General features: G+C 69.8%; 22 protein-coding genes. 10 read left to right on the forward strand and 12 right to left on the reverse strand.

The genetic code is table 11. The features are described 5' to 3' along the window. Positions 1 to 17: 17 nt before the first annotated feature. From pgl to tkt, 5 genes are read right to left on the reverse strand one after another with little or no spacing between them, the layout of a single operon-like run. Positions 18 to 767: a 6-phosphogluconolactonase gene (pgl, locus tag E0497_RS09515; protein WP_137724539.1), complete on the reverse strand. Its 750-nt coding sequence runs from the start codon at positions 765 to 767 to the stop codon at positions 18 to 20. Beyond that, complete coding sequence (opcA, locus tag E0497_RS09520) at positions 760 to 1,671, reverse strand: glucose-6-phosphate dehydrogenase assembly protein OpcA (RefSeq protein ID WP_170312926.1); 912 nt, start codon at positions 1,669 to 1,671, stop codon at positions 760 to 762. The genes pgl and opcA overlap by 8 nt, the downstream gene beginning before the upstream one ends. Beyond that, positions 1,668 to 3,209, reverse strand: coding sequence for a glucose-6-phosphate dehydrogenase (gene zwf / locus E0497_RS09525; RefSeq protein ID WP_137724541.1), 1,542 nt, complete (start codon positions 3,207 to 3,209; stop codon positions 1,668 to 1,670). Before zwf ends, opcA begins: the two co-directional genes overlap by 4 nt. Positions 3,210 to 3,212: 3 nt before the next feature. Continuing rightward, positions 3,213 to 4,331 carry a transaldolase gene (gene tal / locus E0497_RS09530; protein ID WP_137724542.1) on the reverse strand — a complete coding sequence of 373 codons (1,119 nt, stop codon included), beginning with the start codon at positions 4,329 to 4,331 and terminating at the stop codon, positions 3,213 to 3,215. A 5-nt stretch (positions 4,332 to 4,336) separates the two neighbouring features. Then, on the reverse strand, positions 4,337 to 6,439 hold the full coding sequence (gene tkt, locus E0497_RS09535; protein ID WP_137724543.1) for a transketolase: 2,103 nt from the start codon (positions 6,437 to 6,439) through the stop codon (positions 4,337 to 4,339). A gap of 206 nt (positions 6,440 to 6,645) precedes the next feature. Here tkt and E0497_RS09540 point away from each other — a divergent pair, with 206 nt between their 5' ends. Next, positions 6,646 to 7,635 (forward strand): heme o synthase, encoded by a 990-nt coding sequence (locus E0497_RS09540; protein ID WP_137724544.1) that lies wholly within the window; start codon positions 6,646 to 6,648, stop codon positions 7,633 to 7,635. A 60-nt stretch (positions 7,636 to 7,695) separates the two neighbouring features. Here E0497_RS09540 and E0497_RS09545 read toward each other — a convergent pair whose 3' ends face one another. Continuing rightward, positions 7,696 to 8,661 carry a quinone oxidoreductase family protein gene (locus tag E0497_RS09545; RefSeq protein WP_137724545.1) on the reverse strand — a complete coding sequence of 322 codons (966 nt, stop codon included), beginning with the start codon at positions 8,659 to 8,661 and terminating at the stop codon, positions 7,696 to 7,698. A 23-nt stretch (positions 8,662 to 8,684) separates the two neighbouring features. On the opposite strand from E0497_RS09545, the gene E0497_RS09550 reads away from it, so the two are divergent. Next, the gene (locus tag E0497_RS09550) at positions 8,685 to 9,038 is read left to right on the forward strand and encodes a hypothetical protein (protein ID WP_137724546.1); all 354 of its coding nucleotides are present in this window, start codon (positions 8,685 to 8,687) and stop codon (positions 9,036 to 9,038) included. Between the two features lie 61 nt (positions 9,039 to 9,099). Here the strand turns inward: E0497_RS09550 and E0497_RS09555 are convergent, their stop codons facing one another. The 5 genes from E0497_RS09555 to mptB all read right to left on the reverse strand — a co-directional run bounded on the left by E0497_RS09555 (position 9,100) and on the right by mptB (position 15,222). Continuing rightward, a complete protein-coding gene (locus tag E0497_RS09555) occupies positions 9,100 to 10,068 on the reverse strand; it encodes a COX15/CtaA family protein (RefSeq protein ID WP_137724547.1) in 969 nt (322 codons plus the stop codon). A gap of 47 nt (positions 10,069 to 10,115) precedes the next feature. After that, on the reverse strand, positions 10,116 to 11,699 hold the full coding sequence (locus tag E0497_RS09560) for a hypothetical protein (RefSeq protein ID WP_137724548.1): 1,584 nt from the start codon (positions 11,697 to 11,699) through the stop codon (positions 10,116 to 10,118). Positions 11,700 to 11,756: 57 nt separating this feature from the next. Further along, positions 11,757 to 12,554 (reverse strand): ABC transporter permease, encoded by a 798-nt coding sequence (locus E0497_RS09565; protein ID WP_137724549.1) that lies wholly within the window; start codon positions 12,552 to 12,554, stop codon positions 11,757 to 11,759. Next, a complete protein-coding gene (locus E0497_RS09570; protein WP_137724591.1) occupies positions 12,551 to 13,441 on the reverse strand; it encodes an ABC transporter ATP-binding protein in 891 nt (296 codons plus the stop codon). The genes E0497_RS09565 and E0497_RS09570 overlap by 4 nt, the downstream gene beginning before the upstream one ends. Positions 13,442 to 13,518: 77 nt before the next feature. After that, positions 13,519 to 15,222, reverse strand: coding sequence for a polyprenol phosphomannose-dependent alpha 1,6 mannosyltransferase MptB (gene mptB, locus E0497_RS09575; protein WP_137724550.1), 1,704 nt, complete (start codon positions 15,220 to 15,222; stop codon positions 13,519 to 13,521). 155 nt (positions 15,223 to 15,377) lie between these two features. Here mptB and E0497_RS09580 point away from each other — a divergent pair, with 155 nt between their 5' ends. Genes E0497_RS09580 through E0497_RS09615 form a run of 8 tightly spaced genes read left to right on the forward strand, consistent with a single transcriptional unit; the run spans position 15,378 to position 22,289 of the window. Then, a complete protein-coding gene (locus E0497_RS09580; RefSeq protein WP_137724551.1) occupies positions 15,378 to 16,100 on the forward strand; it encodes a helix-turn-helix domain-containing protein in 723 nt (240 codons plus the stop codon). A gap of 59 nt (positions 16,101 to 16,159) precedes the next feature. After that, the gene (gene sufB / locus E0497_RS09585) at positions 16,160 to 17,605 is read left to right on the forward strand and encodes a Fe-S cluster assembly protein SufB (RefSeq protein ID WP_137724552.1); all 1,446 of its coding nucleotides are present in this window, start codon (positions 16,160 to 16,162) and stop codon (positions 17,603 to 17,605) included. Beyond that, the gene (gene sufD, locus E0497_RS09590; RefSeq protein ID WP_137724553.1) at positions 17,605 to 18,801 is read left to right on the forward strand and encodes a Fe-S cluster assembly protein SufD; all 1,197 of its coding nucleotides are present in this window, start codon (positions 17,605 to 17,607) and stop codon (positions 18,799 to 18,801) included. Before sufB ends, sufD begins: the two co-directional genes overlap by 1 nt. A 50-nt stretch (positions 18,802 to 18,851) precedes the next feature. Continuing rightward, positions 18,852 to 19,640: a Fe-S cluster assembly ATPase SufC gene (sufC, locus tag E0497_RS09595; RefSeq protein ID WP_137724554.1), complete on the forward strand. Its 789-nt coding sequence runs from the start codon at positions 18,852 to 18,854 to the stop codon at positions 19,638 to 19,640. A gap of 4 nt (positions 19,641 to 19,644) precedes the next feature. Further along, the gene (locus E0497_RS09600) at positions 19,645 to 20,904 is read left to right on the forward strand and encodes a cysteine desulfurase (RefSeq protein WP_137724555.1); all 1,260 of its coding nucleotides are present in this window, start codon (positions 19,645 to 19,647) and stop codon (positions 20,902 to 20,904) included. A 2-nt stretch (positions 20,905 to 20,906) separates the two neighbouring features. Beyond that, positions 20,907 to 21,422: a Fe-S cluster assembly sulfur transfer protein SufU gene (gene sufU, locus E0497_RS09605; RefSeq protein ID WP_137724556.1), complete on the forward strand. Its 516-nt coding sequence runs from the start codon at positions 20,907 to 20,909 to the stop codon at positions 21,420 to 21,422. Continuing rightward, positions 21,419 to 21,817 (forward strand): metal-sulfur cluster assembly factor, encoded by a 399-nt coding sequence (locus E0497_RS09610; protein WP_137724557.1) that lies wholly within the window; start codon positions 21,419 to 21,421, stop codon positions 21,815 to 21,817. Before sufU ends, E0497_RS09610 begins: the two co-directional genes overlap by 4 nt. A 1-nt stretch (position 21,818) precedes the next feature. After that, positions 21,819 to 22,289 carry a DUF1990 family protein gene (locus tag E0497_RS09615; protein WP_241665816.1) on the forward strand — a complete coding sequence of 157 codons (471 nt, stop codon included), beginning with the start codon at positions 21,819 to 21,821 and terminating at the stop codon, positions 22,287 to 22,289. A 14-nt stretch (positions 22,290 to 22,303) separates the two neighbouring features. Here the strand turns inward: E0497_RS09615 and ku are convergent, their stop codons facing one another. Beyond that, complete coding sequence (ku, locus tag E0497_RS09620) at positions 22,304 to 23,146, reverse strand: non-homologous end joining protein Ku (protein WP_137724559.1); 843 nt, start codon at positions 23,144 to 23,146, stop codon at positions 22,304 to 22,306. Between the last annotated feature and the right edge of the window lie 36 nt (positions 23,147 to 23,182).

Consider the following 23,182-nt stretch of genomic DNA (forward strand, 5'->3'; position numbering starts at 1 on the left):
GACCCCGCCGAGTGAACTCAGGCGCGGGGCAGTCCGGCCGCCGCGGTCTCGTCGAGCAGCCACACCGTCTTCTCGATGCCGACCGCACCGGCGGCCGGGATCTCCTCGGGGGACGCGCCGTCGACCGCGGCGGCGACCGCGTCGGCCTTGGCTCCGCCGGAGGTGATCAGCCACACCTCGCGGGCGGAACGCAGCGCGGGCAGGGTCAGTGTCACCCGCACCGCCGGCGGCTTCGGCGAATCGGTCACCGCGACCACCAGCTTCTCGGCTTCACGAACCGCGTCGGTGTGCGGGAACAGCGAATTGACGTGTCCCTCCCCGCCCATGCCGAGCAGGTGGACGTCGAACAGGGGGCCGGTCCGGTCGGCGGCGAACGCGTCGAGCACCTCGGCGTACGCGGCGGCCGCGGTCACCGGATCGCTACCGTACGCACCGTCGGAGGCGGCCACGACGTGCACCCGCGCCGGATCGACCGGCACGTGGTCGAGCAGCGCGGTATGCGCTTGCACCTCGTTGCGTTCGGGATCCCCGGCCGGCAGGAACCGTTCGTCACCGAAGAACACGTCCAGCGCCGACCAGTCGATCGCCCCCGGGTTCTCGCGGACATGCTCGAGCAGTGCGATGCCGGTGCCGCCGCCGGTGAGGACGACCGCCGCCGAGCCGCGGGCCCGCTGCGCCGCGACGACCGCATCGACGAACCGTTCCGCGGCAGCCCGCACCAGGGCGTCGGTGTCGGGGTAACGGCGAATCTCGTTGGAGTCAGACATAGTTCACCTTCGACAGTCCGGTCAGGGCGGCTTCGTAGATCTCGTCGTGGTCGAGCCGGCGCAACTCTTCCGCGAGACAGTCCCGCGTCTCCCGGCGAGCGAGGGCGACGAGAGCGTCCGGCTGCCCGGTGCGGGCCAGGGTCGCGGTCGTCTCACCCTGCGGACGGCTGATCGAGATCCGGTCGTCGCCGGTCAACTGCAGTTCGACGAACAGGTCACCGGTCTGCCGGCGGACCGGGCCGTCGATCCGGTCGGCCAGCCAGCCGGCGAGGATGTCGAGCGCCGGTTCGGTCGCCAGACCGGACACGGTCGCCGACAGGATCTTCCCGTGCGGCGGCTGGTCGAGTGCGGACGTGAGCAGCGCCCGCCAGTACGTGACCCGGCTCCACGCCAGATCGGTGTCGCCGGGCGCGTACGAGCCGAGCCGACTCTTGATCGTCGCCGTCGGCTCGTCGGCGCGGGTGGCGTCGGTGATCCGCCGGATCGCCAAACGCCCCACCGGATCCAGCGACGGGAACGTCGGGGCGTCGTCCGGCCACCATGCCACCACCGGGGTGTCGGGCAGCAGGAACGGCACCACGACACTGGACTCGTGGTCGGCGAGCTCACCGTGCAGCCGCAGGATCACCACCTCGGACGCGCCGGCGTCACCACCGACCCGGATCTCCGCGTCCAGCCGCGTCTCCTCCGACCGGGAGCCGCGGGCGACGACGATGACACGGCACGGATGCTCGCGGCTGGCGTCGTTCGCGGCGTCGATGACGTCCTCGGAGTTCTTGGACTCGCGGGTGGACACCACCAGCGTCAGCACCCGGCCGAGGGTGACCGCGCCACCCGTCTCCCGCAGTTCGACGAGTTTCTTGTTGACGGCGCCGGTCGTGGTCGACGGCAACTCGATGATCACGGTCTTCTCCATTCACGACCGGACCGGCGCAGCATCTCCTGCGCCGACGGCGGACCCCACGTCCCGGCCTCGTACGGCTCGGGCCTGCCCTGCGTCGCCCAGTGCTCGAGCACCGGGTCGAGGATCTTCCAGGACAACTCCACCTCGGCGTTCACCGGGAACAGGGACGGCTCGCCGAGGAGGACGTCGAGGATCAGCCGCTCGTAGGCTTCCGGCGACGACTCGGTGAACGCCTGCCCGTAGCTGAAGTCCATGTTGACGTCCCGGACCTCCATGCTCGAACCCGGCACCTTCGACCCGAACCGCATGGTGACACCCTCGTCGGGCTGCACCCGGATGACGAGCGCGTTCTGGCCGAGTTCCTCGGTCATGGTGGCGTCGAACGGCAGGTGCGGGGCCCGTTTGAACACGACCGCGATCTCGGTGACCCGCCGGCCCAGCCGCTTGCCGGTCCGCAGATAGAACGGCACCCCCGCCCAGCGGCGGGTGTCCACCTCGAGGGTGATCGCGGCGTACGTCTCGGTGGTCGAGTCCTGCGCGAACCCGTCCTCCTCGTGCAGTCCGACGACCTTCTGGCCGCCCTGCCAGCCGCCCGAGTACTGGCCGCGGGCGGTGGTCTCGTCGAGCGGCTGCGCGAGCCGGGTCGCCGACAGCACCTTGATCTTCTCGGCCTGCAACTCCGACGGATCGAAGCTCACCGGCTCCTCCATCGCGGTGAACGCGAGGAGCTGCAGCAGATGGTTCTGGATGACGTCGCGGGCGGCGCCGATACCGTCGTAGTAGCCGGCCCGGCCACCGAGACCGATGTCCTCGGCCATCGTGATCTGCACGTGGTCGACGTAGTGGGCGTTCCAGATCGGGTCGAACAACTGGTTCGCGAAGCGCAACGCCAGAATGTTCTGGACCGTCTCCTTGCCCAGGTAGTGGTCGATGCGGAACACCGCGTCCTCGGGGAAGACGGTGTTCACCACCGCGTTCAGTTCCTTCGCCGACTCGAGGTCGTGGCCGAACGGCTTCTCGATGACGACGCGGCGCCACTGCCCGTCCGTCGACTGCGCGAGCCCCGACGTGGAGAGCTGCTCGCACACCGTCGGGAACTGCGCCGGCGGCACCGACAGGTAGAACGCATGATTGCCGCGGGTGCCGCGTTCCCGGTCGAGCGCGGCCAGGGTGTCGGCCAGCTCGGTGAACGCGGCCTCGTCGTCGAAGCTGCCCTGCACGAAGCGGATGCCCTGCGACAACTGCTCCCACACGTCCTCACGGAACTCGGTGCGCGCATGTTCACGCACCGCGTCGTGGACGATCTTTCCGAAATCCTCGTTCGCCCAGTCCCGCCGGGCGAACCCGACGAGAGCGAACCCGGGCGGCAACAGCCCCCTGTTGGCGAGGTCGTACACCGCCGGCATCAGCTTCTTGCGTGCCAGATCACCGGTGACGCCGAAGATCACCAGGCCGCAGGGGCCGGCGATGCGAGGCAGTCGCCGGTCCCTGCTGTCCCGGAGTGGATTACTCCACCGGTCCGCCGCGGGTCCGCTCACGGATCAGCTCTCGCGAGCAGCCGCGAGCTGCTCCGTGATCGCGTCGAGCAGCTCGTTCCACGCCACCTCGAACTTGTCGACCCCCTCGGTCTCGAGCGTCTCGAACACCGCGGGGATGTCGATGCCGACCGCGGTGAGCGCGTCGAACACCTGCTGCGACGCCGCCGCCGTCCCGGAGATGGTGTCCCCGGTGACGGTGCCGTGATCGGCAACCGCCTCGAGGGTCTTCTCCGGGATCGTGTTGACGGTGTGCGGGGCGACGAGCTCGGTCACGTACAGCGTGTCCGGGTAGGCGGGGTTCTTCACACCCGTCGACGCCCACAGCGCGCGCTGCACGCGCGCCCCGGCGGCCGCGAGCGGCGCCCAGCGGTCGCCGCCCTCGAACACCCGCTGGTACGACGCGTACGCGAGCCGCGCATTGGCCAGACCGGCCTGGCCGCGCAGCGCGAGCGCCTCCTCGGAGCCGATCTTGTCGAGCTGTGCGTCGATCTCGGTGTCCACCCGGGAGACGAAGAACGACGCCACCGAATGGATCTTCGACAGGTCGTGCCCGGCGGCGTGGGCGGCCTCGAGGCCGGACAGGTAGGCGTCGATGACGGCCTCGTAGCGTTCCACCGAGAAGATCAGGGTCACGTTGACGCTGATGCCCTCCGCGATCACCCGGGTGATCGCGGGCAGGCCCGCCTTCGTGGCCGGGATCTTGATGAACAGGTTGTCCCGGTCGACGGCCTTCCACAGTTCGATCGCCTGCGCGACGGTGCCGTCGGTGTCGTGGGCGAGCCGCGGATCGACCTCGATCGACACGCGTCCGTCGACGCCGCCGGTCGCGGCCGCCGTCGGGGCGAGCACGTCGCACGCGTCGCGCACGTCGTCGGTGGTCAGCGCCCGGACCGTTTCGTCGACGCCGGCACCGCGCGCGGCCAGCTCGTGCAGCTGCGCGTGGTACTCGGGGCCCTTGAGTGCGGCCTGGAAGATCGACGGGTTCGTGGTGACGCCGACGACGCTGCGGGTCGCGACCAGATCGGCGAGGTTGCCGGTCTGCAGCCGCGAACGGGACAGGTCGTCGAGCCACACGGACACGCCGGCCGCGGACAGTGCCGCAAGGTTCTGGTTCTGTGTCATGGAGATCAGCCCTTCACTCGAGTCAGGGTGCGGCGGGCGGCGTCGGTGACCGCGTCGGCGGTGATACCGAACTCGCGGAACAGCGTCTTGTAGTCGGCCGAGGCACCGTAGTGCTCGAGCGACACGGCCTCGCCGTCACTTCCGATGATCTTGTACCACGGCATCGCGATACCGGCCTCGACCGAGACCCGCGCCCGCACCGACGGCGGCAGGACCTCGTCGCGGTAGCCCTGGTCCTGCTGCTCGAACCAGTCGAGGCACGGGACCGACACGACGCGGGTGGCGATGCCGTCCGCCTCGAGCGCCTCGCGGGCGGCGACGGCCAGCTGCAGCTCCGAACCGGTGCCGAGCAGGATCACCTCGGGGGTGCCGGTCGACGCCTCGGCGAGCACGTATGCGCCGCGCGCAACACCCTCGGCGGCCTTGCTCTTGGTGCCCTCGAGGACGGGGACGTCCTGACGGGTCAGGGCCAGCGCGGTCGGGCCGGTCTTGTGCTCGAGCGCGGCCTTCCACGCCTGCGCGGTCTCGTTGGCGTCACCCGGGCGGATCACCGACAGGTTCGGGATCGCGCGCAGCGCCGCGAGGTGCTCGATCGGCTGGTGCGTCGGGCCGTCCTCGCCGAGACCGATGGAGTCGTGCGTCCACACGTACAGCGACGGGGTGCCCATCAGCGCGGCCAGGCGCACCGCGGGACGCATGTAGTCGCTGAACACCATGAACGTGCCGCCGTACGGGCGGGTCGGGCCGTGCAGCGCGATGCCGTTGAGGATCGAGCCCATCGCGTGCTCACGGATACCGAAGTGGAGGGTCCGGCCGTACGGCTGGGCGTTCCAGTCCTTCGTGGAGATCGACGACGGGCCGAACGAGTCGGAGCCGTCGATCGTGGTGTTGTTGGAGCCGGCGAGGTCGGCCGAGCCGCCCCACAGCTCCGGCAGGATCGGGCCCAGCGCGTTGAGGGTCTTGCCGGACGCCTTGCGGGTCGCGACACCCTTCGCGTCGGCGTCCCACGACGGCAGGACGTCCGCCCAGCCCTCCGGGAACTCGCCGGCGTGCAGACGGTCGAACAGGGCCTTGCGCTCGGGCTCGCGGGCGGCCCACGCGTCGAACTCGGCCTGCCACGCGGCGTGCGCCTGCGCGCCCCGGTCGGCGACCTGGCGGGCGTGCGCGAGGGCGGCCGGATCGACGTCGAAGCTCTTCTCCGGATCGAAACCGAGGGCCCGCTTGACGCCCGCGACCTCGTCGGCGCCGAGCGCGGCACCGTGCACGTCACCGGTGTTCATCATGGTCGGGGCCGGGTAGCCGATGATGGTGCGCATCACGATGATCGACGGCTTGTCGGTGACCGCCTTCGCGGCCTCGACGGCGTCCAGGAGCGCGGAGACGTTCTCGCCGCCCTCGACCCGCTGCACGTGCCAGCCGTACGCCTCGTACCGCTTCGCGACGTCCTCGCCGAACGCGATCGCGGTGTCGTGCTCGATGGAGATCTCGTTGTCGTCGTAGAAGACGATCAGGTTGCCCAGCTGCTGCACGCCCGCGATGGACGACGCCTCGGAGGTGACACCCTCCTGCAGGTCGCCGTCGGACGCGATCACGTACACGTGGTGGTCGAACGGGCTGGTGCCGGCCGCGGCGTCCGGATCGAACAGGCCGCGCTCACGGCGGGCCGCCATCGCCATACCCACCGACGACGCCAGACCCTGACCCAGCGGACCGGTGGTCATCTCGACGCCGGTGGTGTGACCGAACTCCGGGTGGCCCGGGGTGAGCGAGCCCCACGTGCGCAGCGCCTCGATGTCGGACAGCTCCAGGCCGTACCCCGACAGGTACAGCTGCAGGTACAGCGTCAGGCTGGAGTGGCCGCACGACAGGACGAAACGGTCACGTCCGACCCAGTCGGCGTCCTTCGGGTCGTGCCGCAGCACCCGCTGGAACAGTGTGTAGGCGAGCGGCGCCAGGCTCATCGCGGTGCCCGGATGGCCGTTGCCGACCTTCTGGACCGCGTCCGCGGCGAGAACGCGAGCGGTGTCGACGGCCTTGGTGTCCAGGTCGGTCCAGTCGCTGGGATGGACCGGCTGGGTGAGGACGCGGATCTCGTCTGTGATCGACACGGGCAGATGTCTCCTGACATGGTTGGACGTGGAGCCGGAGGACAGCACGATGATGCGGTGGGCGTCGCCGAGCCTCTGGTGCGCCTCCAGCCTAATAGGCCACCCAGTTCGGGTCGATTCGGTTGGCGCCCGAGTGCCGTCTACCATCGGTTGTAGTAGTGCACCAGCAAAAATGAGGATGTAGTCGCGTGGGGCAAGGAGACAGCGTGCGTACAGGGCATAGGCCGAGCGGACACGGCTTCGGCGGCCCGGGCGACGCTTCCGGATCGAACACTGCGCGGGACACCTCGACGCTGTGGGGTCGTGTGACGTCGACCATTCTGGCGTACATCGCACTGACCAAGCCGCGCGTCATCGAGTTGCTGCTCGTCGCGACGATCCCGGCGATGCTCCTCGCGGACCGCGGGCACATCGACCTGCCGCTCATCCTCAGCACCCTGTTCGGTGGCTGGATGGGTGCCGCGAGCGCCAACTCCCTCAACTGTGTCGTCGACGCCGACATCGACAAGGTGATGAAGCGCACGGCGCTGCGCCCCCTCGCCCGCCAGGCGGTGCCGACGCGGAACGCGTTCGTGTTCGGCATGACCCTCGGGGTGGCGTCGTTCCTGTGGCTGTGGTGGGCCACCACCCTGCTCGCCGGCATCCTCGTCGTCGTCACGATCGCGTTCTACGTGCTCGTCTACACGATGGTCCTCAAGCGCCGCACCTGGCAGAACGTCATCTGGGGCGGTGCCGCCGGGTGTATGCCCGTCATGGTCGGCTGGGCCGCCGTCACCGGCTCGCTCAGCTGGGAACCGGTCGTCCTGTTCCTGATCATCTTCTTCTGGACGCCGCCGCACACGTGGGCGCTCGCGATGCGCTACAAGGAGGACTACAAGGCCGCGGGCGTGCCGATGCTCCCCGTGATCGCCTCCGAGGAACACGTCACCAAGCAGATCGTCATCTACACGTGGGCCACCGTCCTCGCGTCCCTGGCACTGGTGCCCGCCGCCGGCTGGATCTACGCGATCGTCACCCTCCTCGCCGGCGCCTGGTTCCTGTTCGTCGCCCACCAGCTGTACCGCAGCGTCCGCGGCGGCACCCCCATCAAACCGCTGAAACTGTTCCTGCAGTCCAACAACTACCTCGCCGTCGTCTGCTGCGGCCTGGCCGTCGACTCGATCCTCGGCTGGAACACCATCGCCGGCTACTTCTGACGCGCGGATCACGGAGGCCCCGGTCGACCACGACCGGGGCCTCCGTCGTCTATGTAGCGGTCACGGCACCAGCACGATCGCCCCGGTCGTCCGGCGTCCTTCGAGATCTCGGTGCGCCTGTGCGGCGTCGTCCAGTCGGTAGCTGCCGCCGACCCGCAGTCGCAGGGTGCCGGCGGCGATCGCGTCGAGGACGGCACCGGCCCGCCACGTGAGTTCGTCGCGGTCCCGGACGTAGTGGGCGAGGGTGGGGCGGGTGACGAACAGGGAGCCGCCCGCGTTGAGACGCTGCAGATCGAACGGCGGCACCGGGCCGCTCGCGCCACCGAACAGCACCAGCGTGCCGCGGATCCGCAGCGACGCCAGACTCGCATCGACCGTGTCCTTGCCGACGCCGTCGTACACCGCGGCGACGCCCTCGCCGCCGGTCAGCTCCCGCACCCGCTCCGCCAGGTCGTCGCCGTACCGCAGCACCCGCCACGCGCCCGCCTCGCGGGACAACTGCTCCTTCTCGTCCGTCGACACCGTCGTGATCACCTGGACGCCCTTCGCGGCTGCCATCTGCGTCAGCAGCAGCCCCACACCGCCCGCCCCGGCATGCACGAGCACCGTGTCACCGGGCTGCGCCGGATATGCGGACTCGATCAGATAGTGCGCGGTCATGCCCTGCAGCAGCGCCGACGCCGCCTGCTCCGGCGCGACCCCGTCGGGCACCGCCACCGCGACGTCGGTGGGGACGAGTACCTGCTCGGCGTAACTGCCCGGCGCCGTCGCCCACGCCACCCGGTCACCGACCGCGAACCCGGTCACCTCGGCGCCGACCGCAGTGACCCGGCCGGTGCCCTCCTGGCCGGGGACGAACGGCAGATCCTGGGTGTAGGTGCCGGTGCGGAAGTAGGTGTCGATGAAGTTGACGCCGATCGCCTCGGTCGCCACCAGCAGATCCCGCGGACCGGGCTGCGGGACGGGGACCTCCGACGGGGTGAGGACGTCGGGACCACCAGTGTGGGACACCACGATTGCGCGCATGACCCGCACAGTAGTCTGGCCCCATGAGCACCGACACCCAGAGCACCGCCGCGGCCCCGGTTCTGCCGTCGGGCACGGTCGCCGCGATCCGTAAGTTCCTGTCCGAGCACGGAGGCACCGCCAGCGCCGTCGTCCAGCCCGTCGGCCGGGCGGGCGTGCGCATCACCCTCGTCGGCGCCGACGGCATCCTCGGCGACCAGGTCGTCGACACCCTCGCGATCGCCAACGCCGTCGTCGCGTCGTTCGACGAGATCACCGTCTCCGAATGGGAGCGCGCGTTGGTCAGCGTCGTCACCCCGCGTCAGGGTCACTGGGCCAAGATGGCCGGCTGGGTCGCGAACCAGAAGCGGTTCCCGAAGGCGCGCAACGAGCGCTGACACCCACCGACGACCGAAGGCCGGGACCCGAACGGGTCCCGGCCTTCGTGGTTCGTGCGGGTCAGGCCACTGCCGTCTCCCGATCGGGTGCGGGCGCGGTCTCGCGGACCCGACCCGCGGCATACAGGGCGGCGGTCGCGGCGGTGCAGGCCCCGGCCATCGCAACGTGGATCGTGACGAGGACGGCCGGAATGTCGGTCCAGAACTGGATCAGACCCACACACGCCTGCCCGACGACCAGCGCGATCACGACCTTGAGTCGCAGCTTCACCGCCGCGCGCGCCCCGACGGCATACAGGCCGAACCCGAGACCGACGAGCAGCGCCAGGTAGCCGACCACCAGTTCCGCGTGCAGATGCACCAGATTGGTGATGTCCAGGTTCAGGCGTTCGACGGTGCGCTCGGGGTTCTTGTCACCGGCGTGCGGGCCGGCACCGGTGACCATCGTGCCCGCGACCAGCGACCCGGCGAGCACGACACCGGACAGCGCGGTCAGCCAGCGCAGCTGCTTGGGCAGCGTCGTGACCTCCACACCGTCGTCCGGCTGATCGATCTTGTGGTAGAGCAGCACCGACAGCCACACCATGCCCATCGACACCAGCAGATGGACGGCGACCGTCCACCACAGCAGACCGGTCAGGACGGTGATGCCACCGATGATCGCCTGCGCGACCGTCGACGCCGGCATCAGCCACGCGTAGAACCGGACCTCGCTGCGGCGGGCGGCGCGGGTGACCGCGATGACGACCGCCGCGGACACGGCGACCACCACGAACGTGAGCAGCCGGTTACCGAACTCGACGGCTTGATGGAACCACGGTGCCGTCGACGACCCGGTCGGGACGAAACTGCCCGGATAGCACTGCGGCCACGTGGTGCAGCCCAGCCCGGACGCCGTCACCCGGACCACCGAACCGGTGACCGCGATGCCGCCCTGGGCGACGATCACCGCGAACGCGATCCACTTCTGGACCGCGAGCGACGGCAGCGGCAGACGATTGACGAGGTTCACAAAGCCGCGATACAGCACACGACGATGGTAGAGGTACGTCCACTACGTGATGTAGTTGCCCCTGGTTACGAGCCCGTCGAGCCACCGGATCCGGACGACCCGCCGGAGCCCGATCCGCCCGGATTCACGGCCGCGATCCCGGAGATGGTGCCCTGCAGGTAGCGGCCGTCGTCCGTGATGAGCGCCGCCATCTGCAGGGTGTCTCCGAGCAGGGTTCCGGTCGCGGTCTTCGTCGTTTTCACCGCACCGGTCTCGGGGTCGATCACCGCGAACGCGAACGAATCCAAGGGGGTGGTGGAGTCGAGGCCCTGCCGGACCATCGTGTAGATGTTCCCGTCGGCGGTCGACAACTGCGGGACCGCGGAACTGCGCACCCGGTTCTGCCACACCGTCTCACAGCCGGCACCGGACGAGTCGACGTCCACACGGGTCATGCCGCCGTGGAACGGGGCGGACGCCGGGACCGCCTCACCGGCACCGGCCGGGACCGTCGGATACGGGTAGCCGTACGTGCTCGCCACGAACACCGACCGGCCGACGGCGATGGGGGAGTTCTCGCTGCCACTGCCCGATCCGACGGACCCGCCGACACTGCCGGACAGGCTGCCCGCCGACCCGGTGTCGCTGCCCGAGCTGCCACCCCCATCGACGGCCGGGATCACCGGCTCCTTGCAGACTTCGCTGCCGTCGGCGGTCCGGTACACCAGCAGGTTCACCTGGCCGTCGGCGTTGTCGACGATCGTCACGTACTCGGAGCCGGTCTGCGGGCCGAAGTAGGTGGGGGTGGAGCCGGTGCCCCAGCTGAGCTGGCCGGGCTTGCGGGCCGACCCGCGGTCGTACGGCTGCCGCCAGTCGATGTGCGGCTGCCCGTCCGTACCGGCACTGAGCTGGTACGTCGCGTGGGTCGACGCGACCGACGTGCCGAGCACGGACGTCGAAATACTGTTCTGCACCTGCTCGCCGGCCGGCAGCGGCACGGTTCGGGCCACCCCGGAGGCGTCGACGGTGCCGACGATGCCGCCGCCGGTCGCGAACCACACCCGACCGTCCCAGTCGGGGGCGAGGCCGGTGACGTTGTCGCCGTCCGGGATGGCCGAGGTCAGGTCGACGCTCGAGTCGACGGTCAGCGCCCACTTCCCGTTCGTCTGCGTGTGCCCGATCCGCAGCAGGTGCCGGGTGCCGTCGACGACGACGAGCCGGTCGTCGGAGTCGAGGTACGCGTACACGCCGCCGAGGAGGCTGCCCTTGGTGAGCTGCAGCTGGGCGAGGGTGCCGCCGACCGGGACGGTCGGCGCGTTCGGATCGAGCAGGTGCACGGTCGGGTTCTGCCCGATCATCGTGGTGCACAGCGCGACGACCAGCCCGTCCGAGCCCTGCAGCAGTGTCGGGCACGCCGACAGCAGCGGATACTGCGCGATCGACACGTCCCCGATACCGGGTCCGGCGAGCCGCGTCGCGTCCGACGAGCCGGCGTCGCCGTGCATCGTGGACGTGCCGTCCGGCCCGAGATACGGATTCGGTGGGGCCAGCGGCCCCCACACGGGGGCGGCGGACGCGGTCAGGGGCGCGGTGGCCAGGGCGACCGCGCCGATCGTGGCGATCGAGGCGCGACGGACTCCGGTGAGCAATGAGGCAGACACGACGCCCATTGTGGTACCGGACGGTCGGTCACGGAGGCGTTTCGCGCGACACGGCGTGGAACCGGCTCAGACGAACTTGAACGTCCTCGTCGCCAGCGTCCCCGCGGCGATCGCCCACACCGCGAGGATCGCGACGCAGGCGACGTTGATGCTGCCGCCGGACGCGTCCTCGAGGGCCTGCGCGAGCGCCCCGGACGGGACGAGTTGCGCACCGATCCGGGCGCCGGCGTGCAAGTTGTCGGCGAAGACGACGCTGCCGATACCGGCCATCACGAACCACAGCACGTTGGCGAGGGCGAGCACGATCTCGGCGCGCAGGCTGCCGCCGAGCAGCAGGCCCAGGGACGCGAACGTGACGGTGCCGAGCGCGATGACCAGCGCGCCGAGGGCGAGTCCGAGCAGGCCCGGACGCCAGCCCAACGCGACGCCGATACCGCCGATGAGGAGCGACTGCAGGGCGACGACGATCACCACCGCGGCGCTCTTGCCGGCGATGATGCCCCACCGCGGCAGCGGGGTGGCGCCGAGTCGTTTGAGGGCGCCGTAGCGGCGGTCGAAGCCGACGGCGATAGCCTGCCCGGTGAACGCCGTCGACATGATCGCCACCATCATCACGGCCGGCACGATCGTGTCGACGCGGTCCGGCCCGAAGTCGCCGATCGGGAGCAGCGTCAGTCCGATCAGCAGGGTGATCGGGATGAGCATCGTCAGCAGCAACTGTTCGCCGTTGCGCAGCAGTAGCGTCAGCTCGAGCCGCGTCTGGGCGGCCAGCATCTGCGCGGGCGGTGCCGGCTGCGGGCGCGGCGTGAACGTGCCGTCGGCGAAGCGGTTGTCGGCCAGGCGGTCGTGGTGCGTCACGCTCATCCCCTCAGATCCCGTCCGGTGAGTTCGAGGAAGACGTCCTCGAGGCGGCGCTGGTCGACCCGGATCTCGGTGGCCAGCGCATCCTGTCCGGCGCACCACGACGTGACCGCCGCGACGACGTGCGGATCGACGGCGCCGTGGACCACGTAGTTGCCGGGGGTGGACTCCTGCACCCGGAAGTCGGTGGGCAGCGCGGCCCGCAGCGGCGCGAGATCGAGACCGGCGGGCGCGACCAGGCTGAGCCGGCCCTCCGCACCGGTGCGGGTGACCTCCGACGGCGTCCCGGACGCCACGATCCGGCCGTGGTCGACGATGACGAGTTCGTCGGCGAGTTCTTCGGCCTCGTCCATGAGATGCGTGGTGAGCAGGACGGAGACGCCGTCGCGGCGCAGCGCGTCGATCAGTTCCCACACCAGCAGCCGGGCCTGCGCGTCGAGACCGGCGGTCGGCTCGTCGAGGAACACCAGTTCGGGGCGGCCGACGAGCGCGCACGCGAGCGCGAGCCGCTGCTGCTGGCCGCCGGACAGGCGACGGTAGGGGGTGCGGCGGGCATCGGTCAGCCCGAGGCTGGACAGCAGCCAGTCGGGGTCGAGGGGGTCCGCCGAGTAGGACGCGACCAGGTCGAGCATCTCGCCGGCCTTGGAGCCGGGGTAGGCGCCGCCGCCCTGCAGCATGACGCCGATGCGGGGCCGCAGGGCCGCCGAGTCGGCGATCGGGTCGAGTCCGAGGACCCGGACGGTGCCGGCGTCGGGGGTGACGAAGCCCTCGCACATCTCGACGGTGGTGGTCTTCCCGGCACCGTTCGGTCCGAGCAGGGCCAGGACCTGGGCGCGTTCGACGGTGAGGTCGAGGCCGCCGACGGCGCGGACGTCGCCGAACGACTTCACGACCCCGCGGAGGGAAACGGCGGGCGGGCCACTGCTCGACGTCGCGTCCGACGCTCTGACACTCACGGGCAACCAGCCTAGGCGTTGGCGGCTTCGGGTCGTCCGGTGGCCGGGGACTGCACCCGCCACGGCAGGTGGTTGCGGGTGGCGGCGATGAGGACGACGGCGGTGAGGGTGGTCGCGATCGCGGCCTGCACGATCATGAACGGCTCGTATTCGGCGCCGTTGGGCATGAGGATACTGCTCACCACGGACGAGAAGACGATGGCGGGGATGCGGAACACCGGACGGGTGGCCCACGCCGCGAGGGGGATGACGGCCCACAGCAGATACCACGGCTGCACGACGGGGAACAGCAGCACGATCGCGCCGAGGGAGACACCGAGTGCACCGACCGGGTGGATGCGGCCGATCAGGACCGCGATCAGCATTCGCAGCGTCACGAACGCGGCGACGACGGACGCGATCGGCCGGGTCAGGCTCAGGACCGCGGTGGTGTGGTCGCCGAGACCCAGGAGCACCCCGACCAGTCCGGTGCCCAGGCCGAGGAGAGTAGGGATCGACATCCAGCTGCGGACCTCGGTCGCGGTCCCGAGGGTCTGGGTCCAGCCCATGCCGAGTCCGCTCGCGACGCTGACGAACACGGTGACGGCGACGGTGACGACACCGAGCAGCGCGGCCGCCGCGGCGAGGGCCTTGACGCCGCCGCCCCAGCGTCGGGCCAGCGCCATGCCGACGAAGCCGAGGGCGAGCAGCGACGGAATCTTGATGGTCGACGACAGTGCGACGAGGGTGGCACCGGTGAGGAGCAGGGCCAGCGTGCGGCCTCGGATCGGTCCACGGTCCCCGATCGCCCGCAGCGCCAGTTCGACACCGGCGAGCATGAGGCCGAGCATGAGGGCCTCGTTGTGGATGCCCGCGACGAGGTGGAACAGGACGAGCGGGTTGGCGGCGCCGAGCCACAGCGCGCTGACGGCCGAGACGCCGCAGCGGCGGGCGAGGCGGGGCAGCGCCCACACGATCAGGCCGACGCCGACGAGCGCGAGCAGTCGGTGCAGGAAGATGCCGGCGACGATGTTCTCGCCGGTCAGCCAGGTGATGCCGCGGCCCATCCACAGGAACAGCGGCCCGTACGGGGCGGGGGTGTCGCGCCAGATGGTCGGGACCGTCCGGGTGAGGACGTGGTCGACGCCGAGCGCCCCGGCCGGGCCGATCGCATACGGGTCGAGTCCGCGGGCGGTGATCTCGCTCTGCGCGAGATACGAGTAGACGTCCCGGCTGAACATCGGCGGCGCGACGGTGAGCGGGATCACCCACAGCAGCAGGGTGCGGTCGAGTTGGGAGCGGCTGAGCTGGCGGGGGGCGCGGCCGCCGCGCACACTGCCGACCGCGAACCGGCCGAGCAGCAGCCACGCGAGGACCACCATGACGGTGCCGGTCATCGCCATGCTCAGGGTGGCGCTCGGCATGCGGGCGGGCAGCCCGAGGATCCGGAGTCCCTGGACCGGGTTCTGCAGTACCGGTTGGGCGCCGGCGCCGAGGGCCCCGACCGCCATGAGGACGGCACCGGTCGCGCCGAACAGGCGGATCCGGTGCAGTTGCCGGGTTTCGCGGGGGTTCAGGCCCGGCGCCTCGGTCTCGTCGCCGTGCAGTGCGTCGACGACGGTGGGGCGGGATGCGGGCCGGTCGATGCCGAGTGCGCGCGCAGCGGCGGACCTCACCCGGTCGGCCCGGGACCGGGTCGGGGCGTCCGACTCGTGATCCATCTCGGTCTGCGGCACACGGTGCAGCGTAGCGGGATGTTCGGTGTGCCCTGTTCGGGACCGAACGCCACATTCGCGCAGGTCTGTGGTGCGGATCACCCAGGGTGCCCTTCGTGGACCGGCGCAGCTAATTCCGTCACACTGGTGTTGTGAAATCGGCAGCGACTCGACGCGTGAACGGAGAAGGTGCAGGTCGGCGACCTGCAGGCCACTCCGTCGGCTCGTCGCTGCCCGTCGCTGCCGGTCAGGAAGGCCGGACGCGGGCCGCCGTCGTGCAGTTGCTCGTCGAGGAGGGGCCGATCACGGCCACCGACATCGGCGACCGGCTCGGACTCGGCGCGGCCGGTGTCCGACGGCACCTCGACGTCCTCATCGAGGCCGGCGAGGCGCAGGAGGCCAGCTCTGCGAGCTGGCGTCAGCGCGGACGTGGACGTCCCGCGAAACTGTTCCAGATCACCGCGGCCGGCCGCGGCAAGCTCGGACACACGTACGACGATCTCGCCGGTGCCGCGATGCGGCAGCTGCGGGAGATCGGCGGCGACGCCGCGATCGAGGAATTCGCCCGCCGTCGGGTGCATTCCATCGTGGGCGACGTGACACCGGTGACCGGGGACGAGCCGGCGGCCGTGGAATCGACCGCGGAGGAGATCGCGAACGCGTTCACCTCCGCCGGGTTCGCGGCGTCGATCCGTCCGGTCGGCAACGGTGTGCAGATCTGCCAGCACCACTGCCCGGTCTCGCACGTCGCCGAGGAGTTCCCCGAACTGTGCGAGGCGGAGCAGCAGGCGTTCGCCGATCTGCTCGGCCGGCACGTCCAGCAGTTGGCGACGATCGCGAACGGCGACTGCGCCTGCACCACCCACGTCCCCCTCGTGCCGCCGCGCACGACCCCCTAGATGTTCCCTCCGGTGACCAGCTCGCACCGGTACGCAACAAGACTCCGGAAGGAGCTCGCATGACCGTCACACCAGACCAGGTGACAGCCGAGGCGCCACTCTCGCAGGAAGAGACGATCGCGTCGCTGGGCCACTACGAGTACGGCTGGTCGGATACCGACACGGCCGGTGCCAGCGCGCAGCGTGGTCTGTCCGAGGACGTCGTGCGGGACATCTCCGGGAAGAAGAACGAACCCGACTGGATGCTCGACGTCCGGCTCAAGGCGCTGCGCACCTTCGACAAGAAGCCGATGCCGCACTGGGGCTCCAACCTCGACGGCATCGACTTCGACAACATCAAGTACTTCGTCCGCTCGAGCGAGAAGCAGGCCGAGTCCTGGGAGGACCTGCCCGAGGACATCAAGAACACGTACGACAAGCTGGGCATCCCCGAGGCGGAGAAGCAGCGCCTGGTCGCGGGTGTCGCCGCGCAGTACGAGTCGGAGGTCGTCTACCACTCGATCCGCGAGGACCTCGAGGCCCAGGGTGTGATCTTCCTCGACACGGACACCGGGCTCAAGCAGCACCCGGAGCTGTTCCAGGAGTACTTCGGCTCGGTCATCCCGGCCGGTGACAACAAGTTCTCCGCCCTGAACACCGCCGTCTGGTCGGGCGGCTCGTTCATCTACGTGCCGCCGGGCGTGCACGTCGACATCCCGCTGCAGGCCTACTTCCGGATCAACACCGAGAACATGGGCCAGTTCGAGCGGACCCTGATCATCGTCGACGAGAACGCCTCCGTGCACTACGTCGAGGGCTGCACCGCGCCGATCTACAAGTCGGATTCGCTGCACTCCGCGGTCGTCGAGATCATCGTCAAGAAGGGCGGCCACTGCCGCTACACGACGATCCAGAACTGGTCGAACAACGTCTACAACCTGGTGACCAAGCGCACCAAGGTCGAGGCGGGCGGCTCGATGGAGTGGATCGACGGCAACATCGGCTCCAAGGTGACGATGAAGTACCCGGCCGTGTGGATGATGGGCGAGCACGCCCGCGGCGAGGTGCTCTCCGTCGCGTTCGCCGGCGAGGGCCAGCACCAGGACACCGGCGCGAAGATGCTGCACCTGGCGCCGCACACGTCGTCGACGATCGTGTCGAAGTCGGTGGCGCGCGGTGGTGGCCGGTCGTCGTACCGCGGCCTGGTCCAGATGAACAAGGGCGCGTACGGCTCGAAGGCGAGCGTGCAGTGCGATGCGCTGCTCGTCGACCAGATCTCCCGCTCGGACACCTACCCGTACGTCGACATCCGCGAGGACGACGTGTCGATGGGTCACGAGGCGACGGTCTCCAAGGTGAGCGACGACCAGTTGTTCTACCTGATGAGCCGCGGCCTCACCGAGGAAGAAGCGATGGCGATGGTCGTGCGCGGCTTCGTCGAGCCGATCGCGAAGGAACTCCCGATGGAGTACGCGCTCGAACTCAATCGCCTGATCGAACTGCAGATGGAAGGGGCCGTGGGTTAGTGGCCAGCGCGAATGAGGCGACCGGCGTGAAAGCCGCTGTCGCCGGTGAGAATGTCGTCCCCGCCACGAACAAGGGCGAGGTGTTCACGTCGTTCGACGTGAACGCGTTCGAGGTACCGGCCGGACGTGACGAGGCGTGGCGGTTCACCCCGATGCGCCGGCTGCGCGGCCTGCACGACGGCACCGCGGTCCGCTCCGGGGACGCGACCGTCGACGTGACCGCGGGCGACGGGGTCACCGTCGAGACCGTCGGACGCGACGACGCCCGCCTCGGTCAGGGCGGCGTGCCCGCCGACCGGGTGGCGGCGCAGGCGTACTCGTCGTTCGAGTCGGCCACCGTGGTGACCGTCGCCGCCGAGCGTGAGGTCGCCGAGCCGGTCACCGTCGTCGTCACCGGTCCCGGTGTCGATCAGGTGGCGTTCGGGCACATCCAGATCCGGCTCGAATCGTTCGCCGTCGCGACCGTCGTCCTCGACCAGAAGGGCAGCGGCACCTACGCGGAGAACGTCGAGTTCGTGCTCGGTGACAGCGCCAAGCTGACCGTCGTCGCGGTCCAGGAGTGGGCCGACGACGCCGTGCACACCGCCGCCCACCACATCCGGGTCGGCCGGGACGCGACGCTGCGCTACACGACCGTCACCCTCGGTGGCGACGTCGTGCGCGTCACCCCGACGGTCCGCTACGCGGGGCCGGGCGGTGACGCCGAACTGCTGGGCCTGTACTTCGCGGACGCCGGCCAGTTCTTCGAGCACCGTCTGCTCGTCGATCACGCGCAGCCGCACTGCAAGTCGAACGTCGTCTACAAGGGTGCGCTGCAGGGTGCCCCCGGGTCGGGCAAGCCGGACGCGCACACGGTGTGGGTCGGCGACGTGCTGATCCGGGCCGCGGCCGAGGGCACCGACACGTACGAGATGAACCGCAACCTGGTGCTCACCGACGGTGCGCGCGCCGATTCGGTGCCGAACCTCGAGATCGAGACCGGCGAGATCGTCGGCGCCGGCCACGCCAGCGCCACCGGCCGGTTCGACGACGAGCAGCTGTTCTACCTGCGTGCCCGTGGTATCCCGGAGGAGCAGGCCCGCCGACTGGTGGTCCGCGGCTTCTTCCACGAGATCATCGAGCGCATCTCGGTCCCGGAGGTGCGGGAGCGCCTCGAAGCGGCCGTCGAGGTCGAGCTCGCCGCCATCGGCGTCTGACGCTCACCGACACAGTCGCCGGCACAACTCTTCTCACAAGGACTCAATCAATGACGAACAGCGAATCCCCCTCCGTGCTCGACATCAAGGATCTGCATGTGCGGGTCGCGCAGACCGACGAGAACGCCGAGCCGATCAACATCCTCAAGGGTGTGAACCTGACGGTCCGCTCGGGGGAGACCCACGCGATCATGGGCCCCAACGGGTCCGGCAAGTCGACCCTGTCGTATGCGATCGCCGGCCACCCCAAGTACGAGGTGACCTCCGGGTCGATCACCCTCGACGGCGAGAACGTGCTCGAGATGAGCGTCGACGAGCGTGCCCGTGCCGGCCTGTTCCTCGCGATGCAGTACCCGGTCGAGGTGCCCGGCGTCTCGATGTCGAACTTCCTGCGCACCGCGGCCACCGCGGTCCGTGGCGAGGCCCCGAAGCTGCGCCACTGGGTCAAGGAAGTCAAGGGCGCGATGAGCGAACTCGAGATCGATCCGGCGTTCGGTGAGCGCTCGGTCAACGAGGGGTTCTCCGGTGGCGAGAAGAAGCGTCACGAGATCCTGCAGCTGGGTCTGCTGGCGCCGCGGATCGCGATCCTCGACGAGACCGACTCGGGCCTCGACGTCGACGCGCTGCGCATCGTATCCGAGGGCGTCAACCGCTACCAGGAGCGGGAGAACGGCGGCGTGCTGCTGATCACGCACTACACCCGCATCCTGCGCTACATCGAGCCGGACTTCGTGCACGTGTTCGCGAACGGTCAGATCGTCGAGTCCGGTGGACCGGAGCTCGCCGACGAGCTCGAGGCCAACGGCTACGTCCGGTTCACCCAGGCCGCAGGGGCGTAGGGCCGTGACCACCACCGCGGCTGCACTGGACGTCACCCGGATCCGGGCGGACTTCCCGATCCTGGGACGCACCGTGCGTGACGGAAAACCCCTCGTCTACCTGGATTCGGGCGCGACATCGCAGCGTCCGGTGCAGGTGCTCGACGCCGAGCGGGACTTCCTGACCACGTGCAACGCCGCGGTGCACCGGGGTGCGCATCAGCTGGCCGAGGAGGCCACCGACGCGTACGAGGGTGCCCGCGCGGCCATCGCCTCGTTCGTCGGTGCCGACTCCGACGAGCTGGTGTTCACCAAGAACGCCACCGAATCGCTCAATCTGGTCGCGTACGTGTTCGGTGACGACCGGTTCGAGCATGCGGTCGGGCCCGGTGACGAGATCGTCGTCACCGAACTCGAGCATCATGCGAACCTGGTGCCGTGGCAGGAACTGGCCCGGCGTACCGGCGCGACCCTGCGCTGGTACGGCATCACCGACGACGGCCGCATCGACCTGGAGTCGCTGGAGCTCACCGACAAGGTGAAGGTCGTCGCGTTCACGCACCAGTCGAACGTGACGGGCGCGATCTCGCCGGTGGCCGAGCTGGTCCGCCGCGCGAAGGCGGTCGGCGCGATCACCGTGCTCGACGCGTGCCAGTCGGTGCCGCACCTCGCGGTCGACTTCCGCGGTCTCGGCGTCGATTTCGCGGCGTTCTCCGGCCACAAGATGCTCGGCCCGTCCGGTGTCGGTGTGCTGTACGGGCGCCGGGAGCTGTTGGCGTCGATGCCGCCGTTCCTCACGGGCGGCTCGATGATCGAGACCGTCACGATGGAGGGCAGCACGTACGCGCCGCCGCCGCAGAGGTTCGAGGCGGGCGTGCCGATGACGTCGCAGGTCGTCGGTCTCGGTGCGGCCGTGAACTATCTGTCGGCGATCGGCATGGACGCGGTGGCCGCGCACGAGCACCAACTGGTCACCGCGGCCCTCGCGGGCCTCGCCGGCATCGACGGCGTCCGGATCGTCGGCCCCACCGACGGGGTGGACCGCGGGTCGGCTGTCGCGTTCCTGGTCGACGGCATCCACGCCCACGACCTGGGGCAGGTCCTCGACGACGACGGTGTCGCCGTCCGCGTCGGACATCACTGTGCGTGGCCGATGCATCAGCGGTTCGGGATCGCCGCGACCGCGCGGGCATCGTTCGCGCTGTACAACACCCTCGACGAGGTGGATGCGCTGGTCGCCGGGATCCGGCGGGCGCAGGCCTTCTTCGGGGTCGGAGGGAACTGAGCGTGCGACTCGAGCAGATGTACCAGGAAGTGATCCTGGACCACTACAAGCACCCGCACGGCCGCGGGTTGCGGGATCCGTTCGGTGCCGAGGTACATCACGTGAACCCGACGTGCGGTGACGAGATCACGTTGCGTGCCGCGCTCACCGAGGGTGCGGACGGGCGGCTCGTCGTCGCCGACATCTCGTACGACGGGCAGGGCTGCTCGATCAGCCAGGCGTCGACGTCGGTGCTGTTCGATCAGATCGTCGGTATGCCGCTCGACGAGGCACTCGCCGCCGTCGACGCGTTCAACGAGATGATCACCAGCCGCGGCACCGTCGAGGGTGACGAGGACGTCATCGGGGACGGCATCGCGTTCAGTGGGGTGTCGAAGTACCCGGCGCGCGTCAAGTGCGCGCTGCTGGGGTGGATGGCGTTCAAGGACGCCGTCGTGCAGATCGTCGACGAAACGTCAGTCGACATCGATACAGCGGACGACAACGGACTGGCTCGAACCGGAGGACAGGCATCATGACGGACACCCAGGCCGAGCAGGCCGGCGGCGAGCCCGCCGCGGAGGTTGCAGAGTACGGTGCGACGCTCACCCCGGAGCGTCTCGACGAGCTCGAGGAGGCAATGCGCGACGTCGTCGACCCCGAACTCGGCATCAACGTCGTCGATCTCGGGCTGGTCTACGACTTCAAAGAGCTCGACGAGAACGGCATCGACGTCGTCCTGCTGGACATGACGCTCACGTCGGCGGCATGCCCGCTGACCGACGTCATCGAGGAGCAGTCGAAGCGGGCACTGGTGAACGCCAGCCTGTGCGACGAACTGCGCATCAACTGGGTGTGGATGCCGCCGTGGGGCCCGGACAAGATCACCGACGACGGACGCGAGCAGCTGCGTGCCCTCGGGTTCACCGTCTAGGTTGCTGACCTACCCGGAGGTCGGGGCCACCGCCGGCGATCTGCCGGCCGGCTACCGGCACATCCGGGAAACACTGTGCATCGGACGCGGTGAGGACACGTTCCTCGCCGCGTCCGACGCGCTTGTCGGGTGGGATGTGCACCGCCGTGCGGGACTGCGGGTGGAGGCGCCCGGTCCGGCCGCCGTCGGTGTCGACGTGGTGTTGCGCTGGTTCGGATTCCGGATCCCGTGCCGCGTCGTCTACACGATCGACGAACCGGGCCGCCGCGGCTTCGCGTACGGCACCCTGACCGGGCATCCGGAATCGGGGGAGGAACGCTTCTGCGTCGAACACCGGCCCGACGGATCGGTGTACGCCGTCGTCACCGCGTTCTCGCGGCCCGGACGCTGGTTCACCCGGATCGGGGACCCGGTCGCGCGGCGGGTGCAACGGCACATGACACGGCGGTATCTGCGGGCCATGACCGGCTGACCGACTGGCACCGCTCACGCACGCCTGCGCCGCGCAGACCTCTTCTTCGCGGGCACCGATGCGGGGTGGGCGTGGGCCGCGGCCTCGTCGAGGCTGCGTTGCAGTGCGGCGACCAGGTCGACGACCTCGGCGTCCTCGGCGGCGCGGGCGCGTTCGGCGGCGGGGACGACTTTTTCACCGCCGTGGGAGATGGTGTCGTCGAGCAGGTGACGGAGTTCGACCTGGTAGTCGTCGGTGAAGGCGGTGGGGTCGAAGTCGTCGGCCATGGCGTCGACGAGCATGCCCGCCATCCGTAGTTCCCGGGACTTCGGTGCCGGGACACCGTCGGGTATCGGGAACTCGGCGGCCCGCACCTCGTCGGGCCACAGCAGGGTCTGGAGCACCAGGATCCCGCCGCGTTCCCGCAGGGCCGCCAGTCGTGTCTTCTGCCGCAGGGTGAAGTGCACGAGCGCGGTGCGGTCGGTCGTCGCGAGTGTCTTCGCCAGCAGCGCATACGCTTTCGGTGAAGCCGAGTCGGGTTCGAGGTAGTAGCTCTTCTCGAGCAGGATCGGATCGATCTGGTCGCTGGGGACGAACTGCAGCACCGGGATCTCGTGTTTCCCCGCGGCCGGAAGATGCTCGAAGTCGTCGTCGGTGAGGATCACCCGGTCGCCCTCGTCCGAGTCGTAGGCCCTGTCGATGTCGGTGTACTGCACGATCTCGCCGCACACGCTGCACGCCCGCTCGTAGCGGATCCGTCCGCCGTCCCGGGCGTGGACCTGATGGAAGTGGATGTCGTGGTCCTCGGTGGCCGAGTACACCTTGACCGGCACGTCGACCAGGCCGAACGCGATGGATCCCGTCCACAGTGATCGCATACCTCCACTATCGTCCCGAATGCCGGTTCGGGATCG

The sequence above is a fragment of the Prescottella subtropica genome, from assembly GCF_005434945.1.
In the GTDB taxonomy this organism is placed as follows: domain Bacteria; phylum Actinomycetota; class Actinomycetes; order Mycobacteriales; family Mycobacteriaceae; genus Prescottella; species Prescottella subtropica.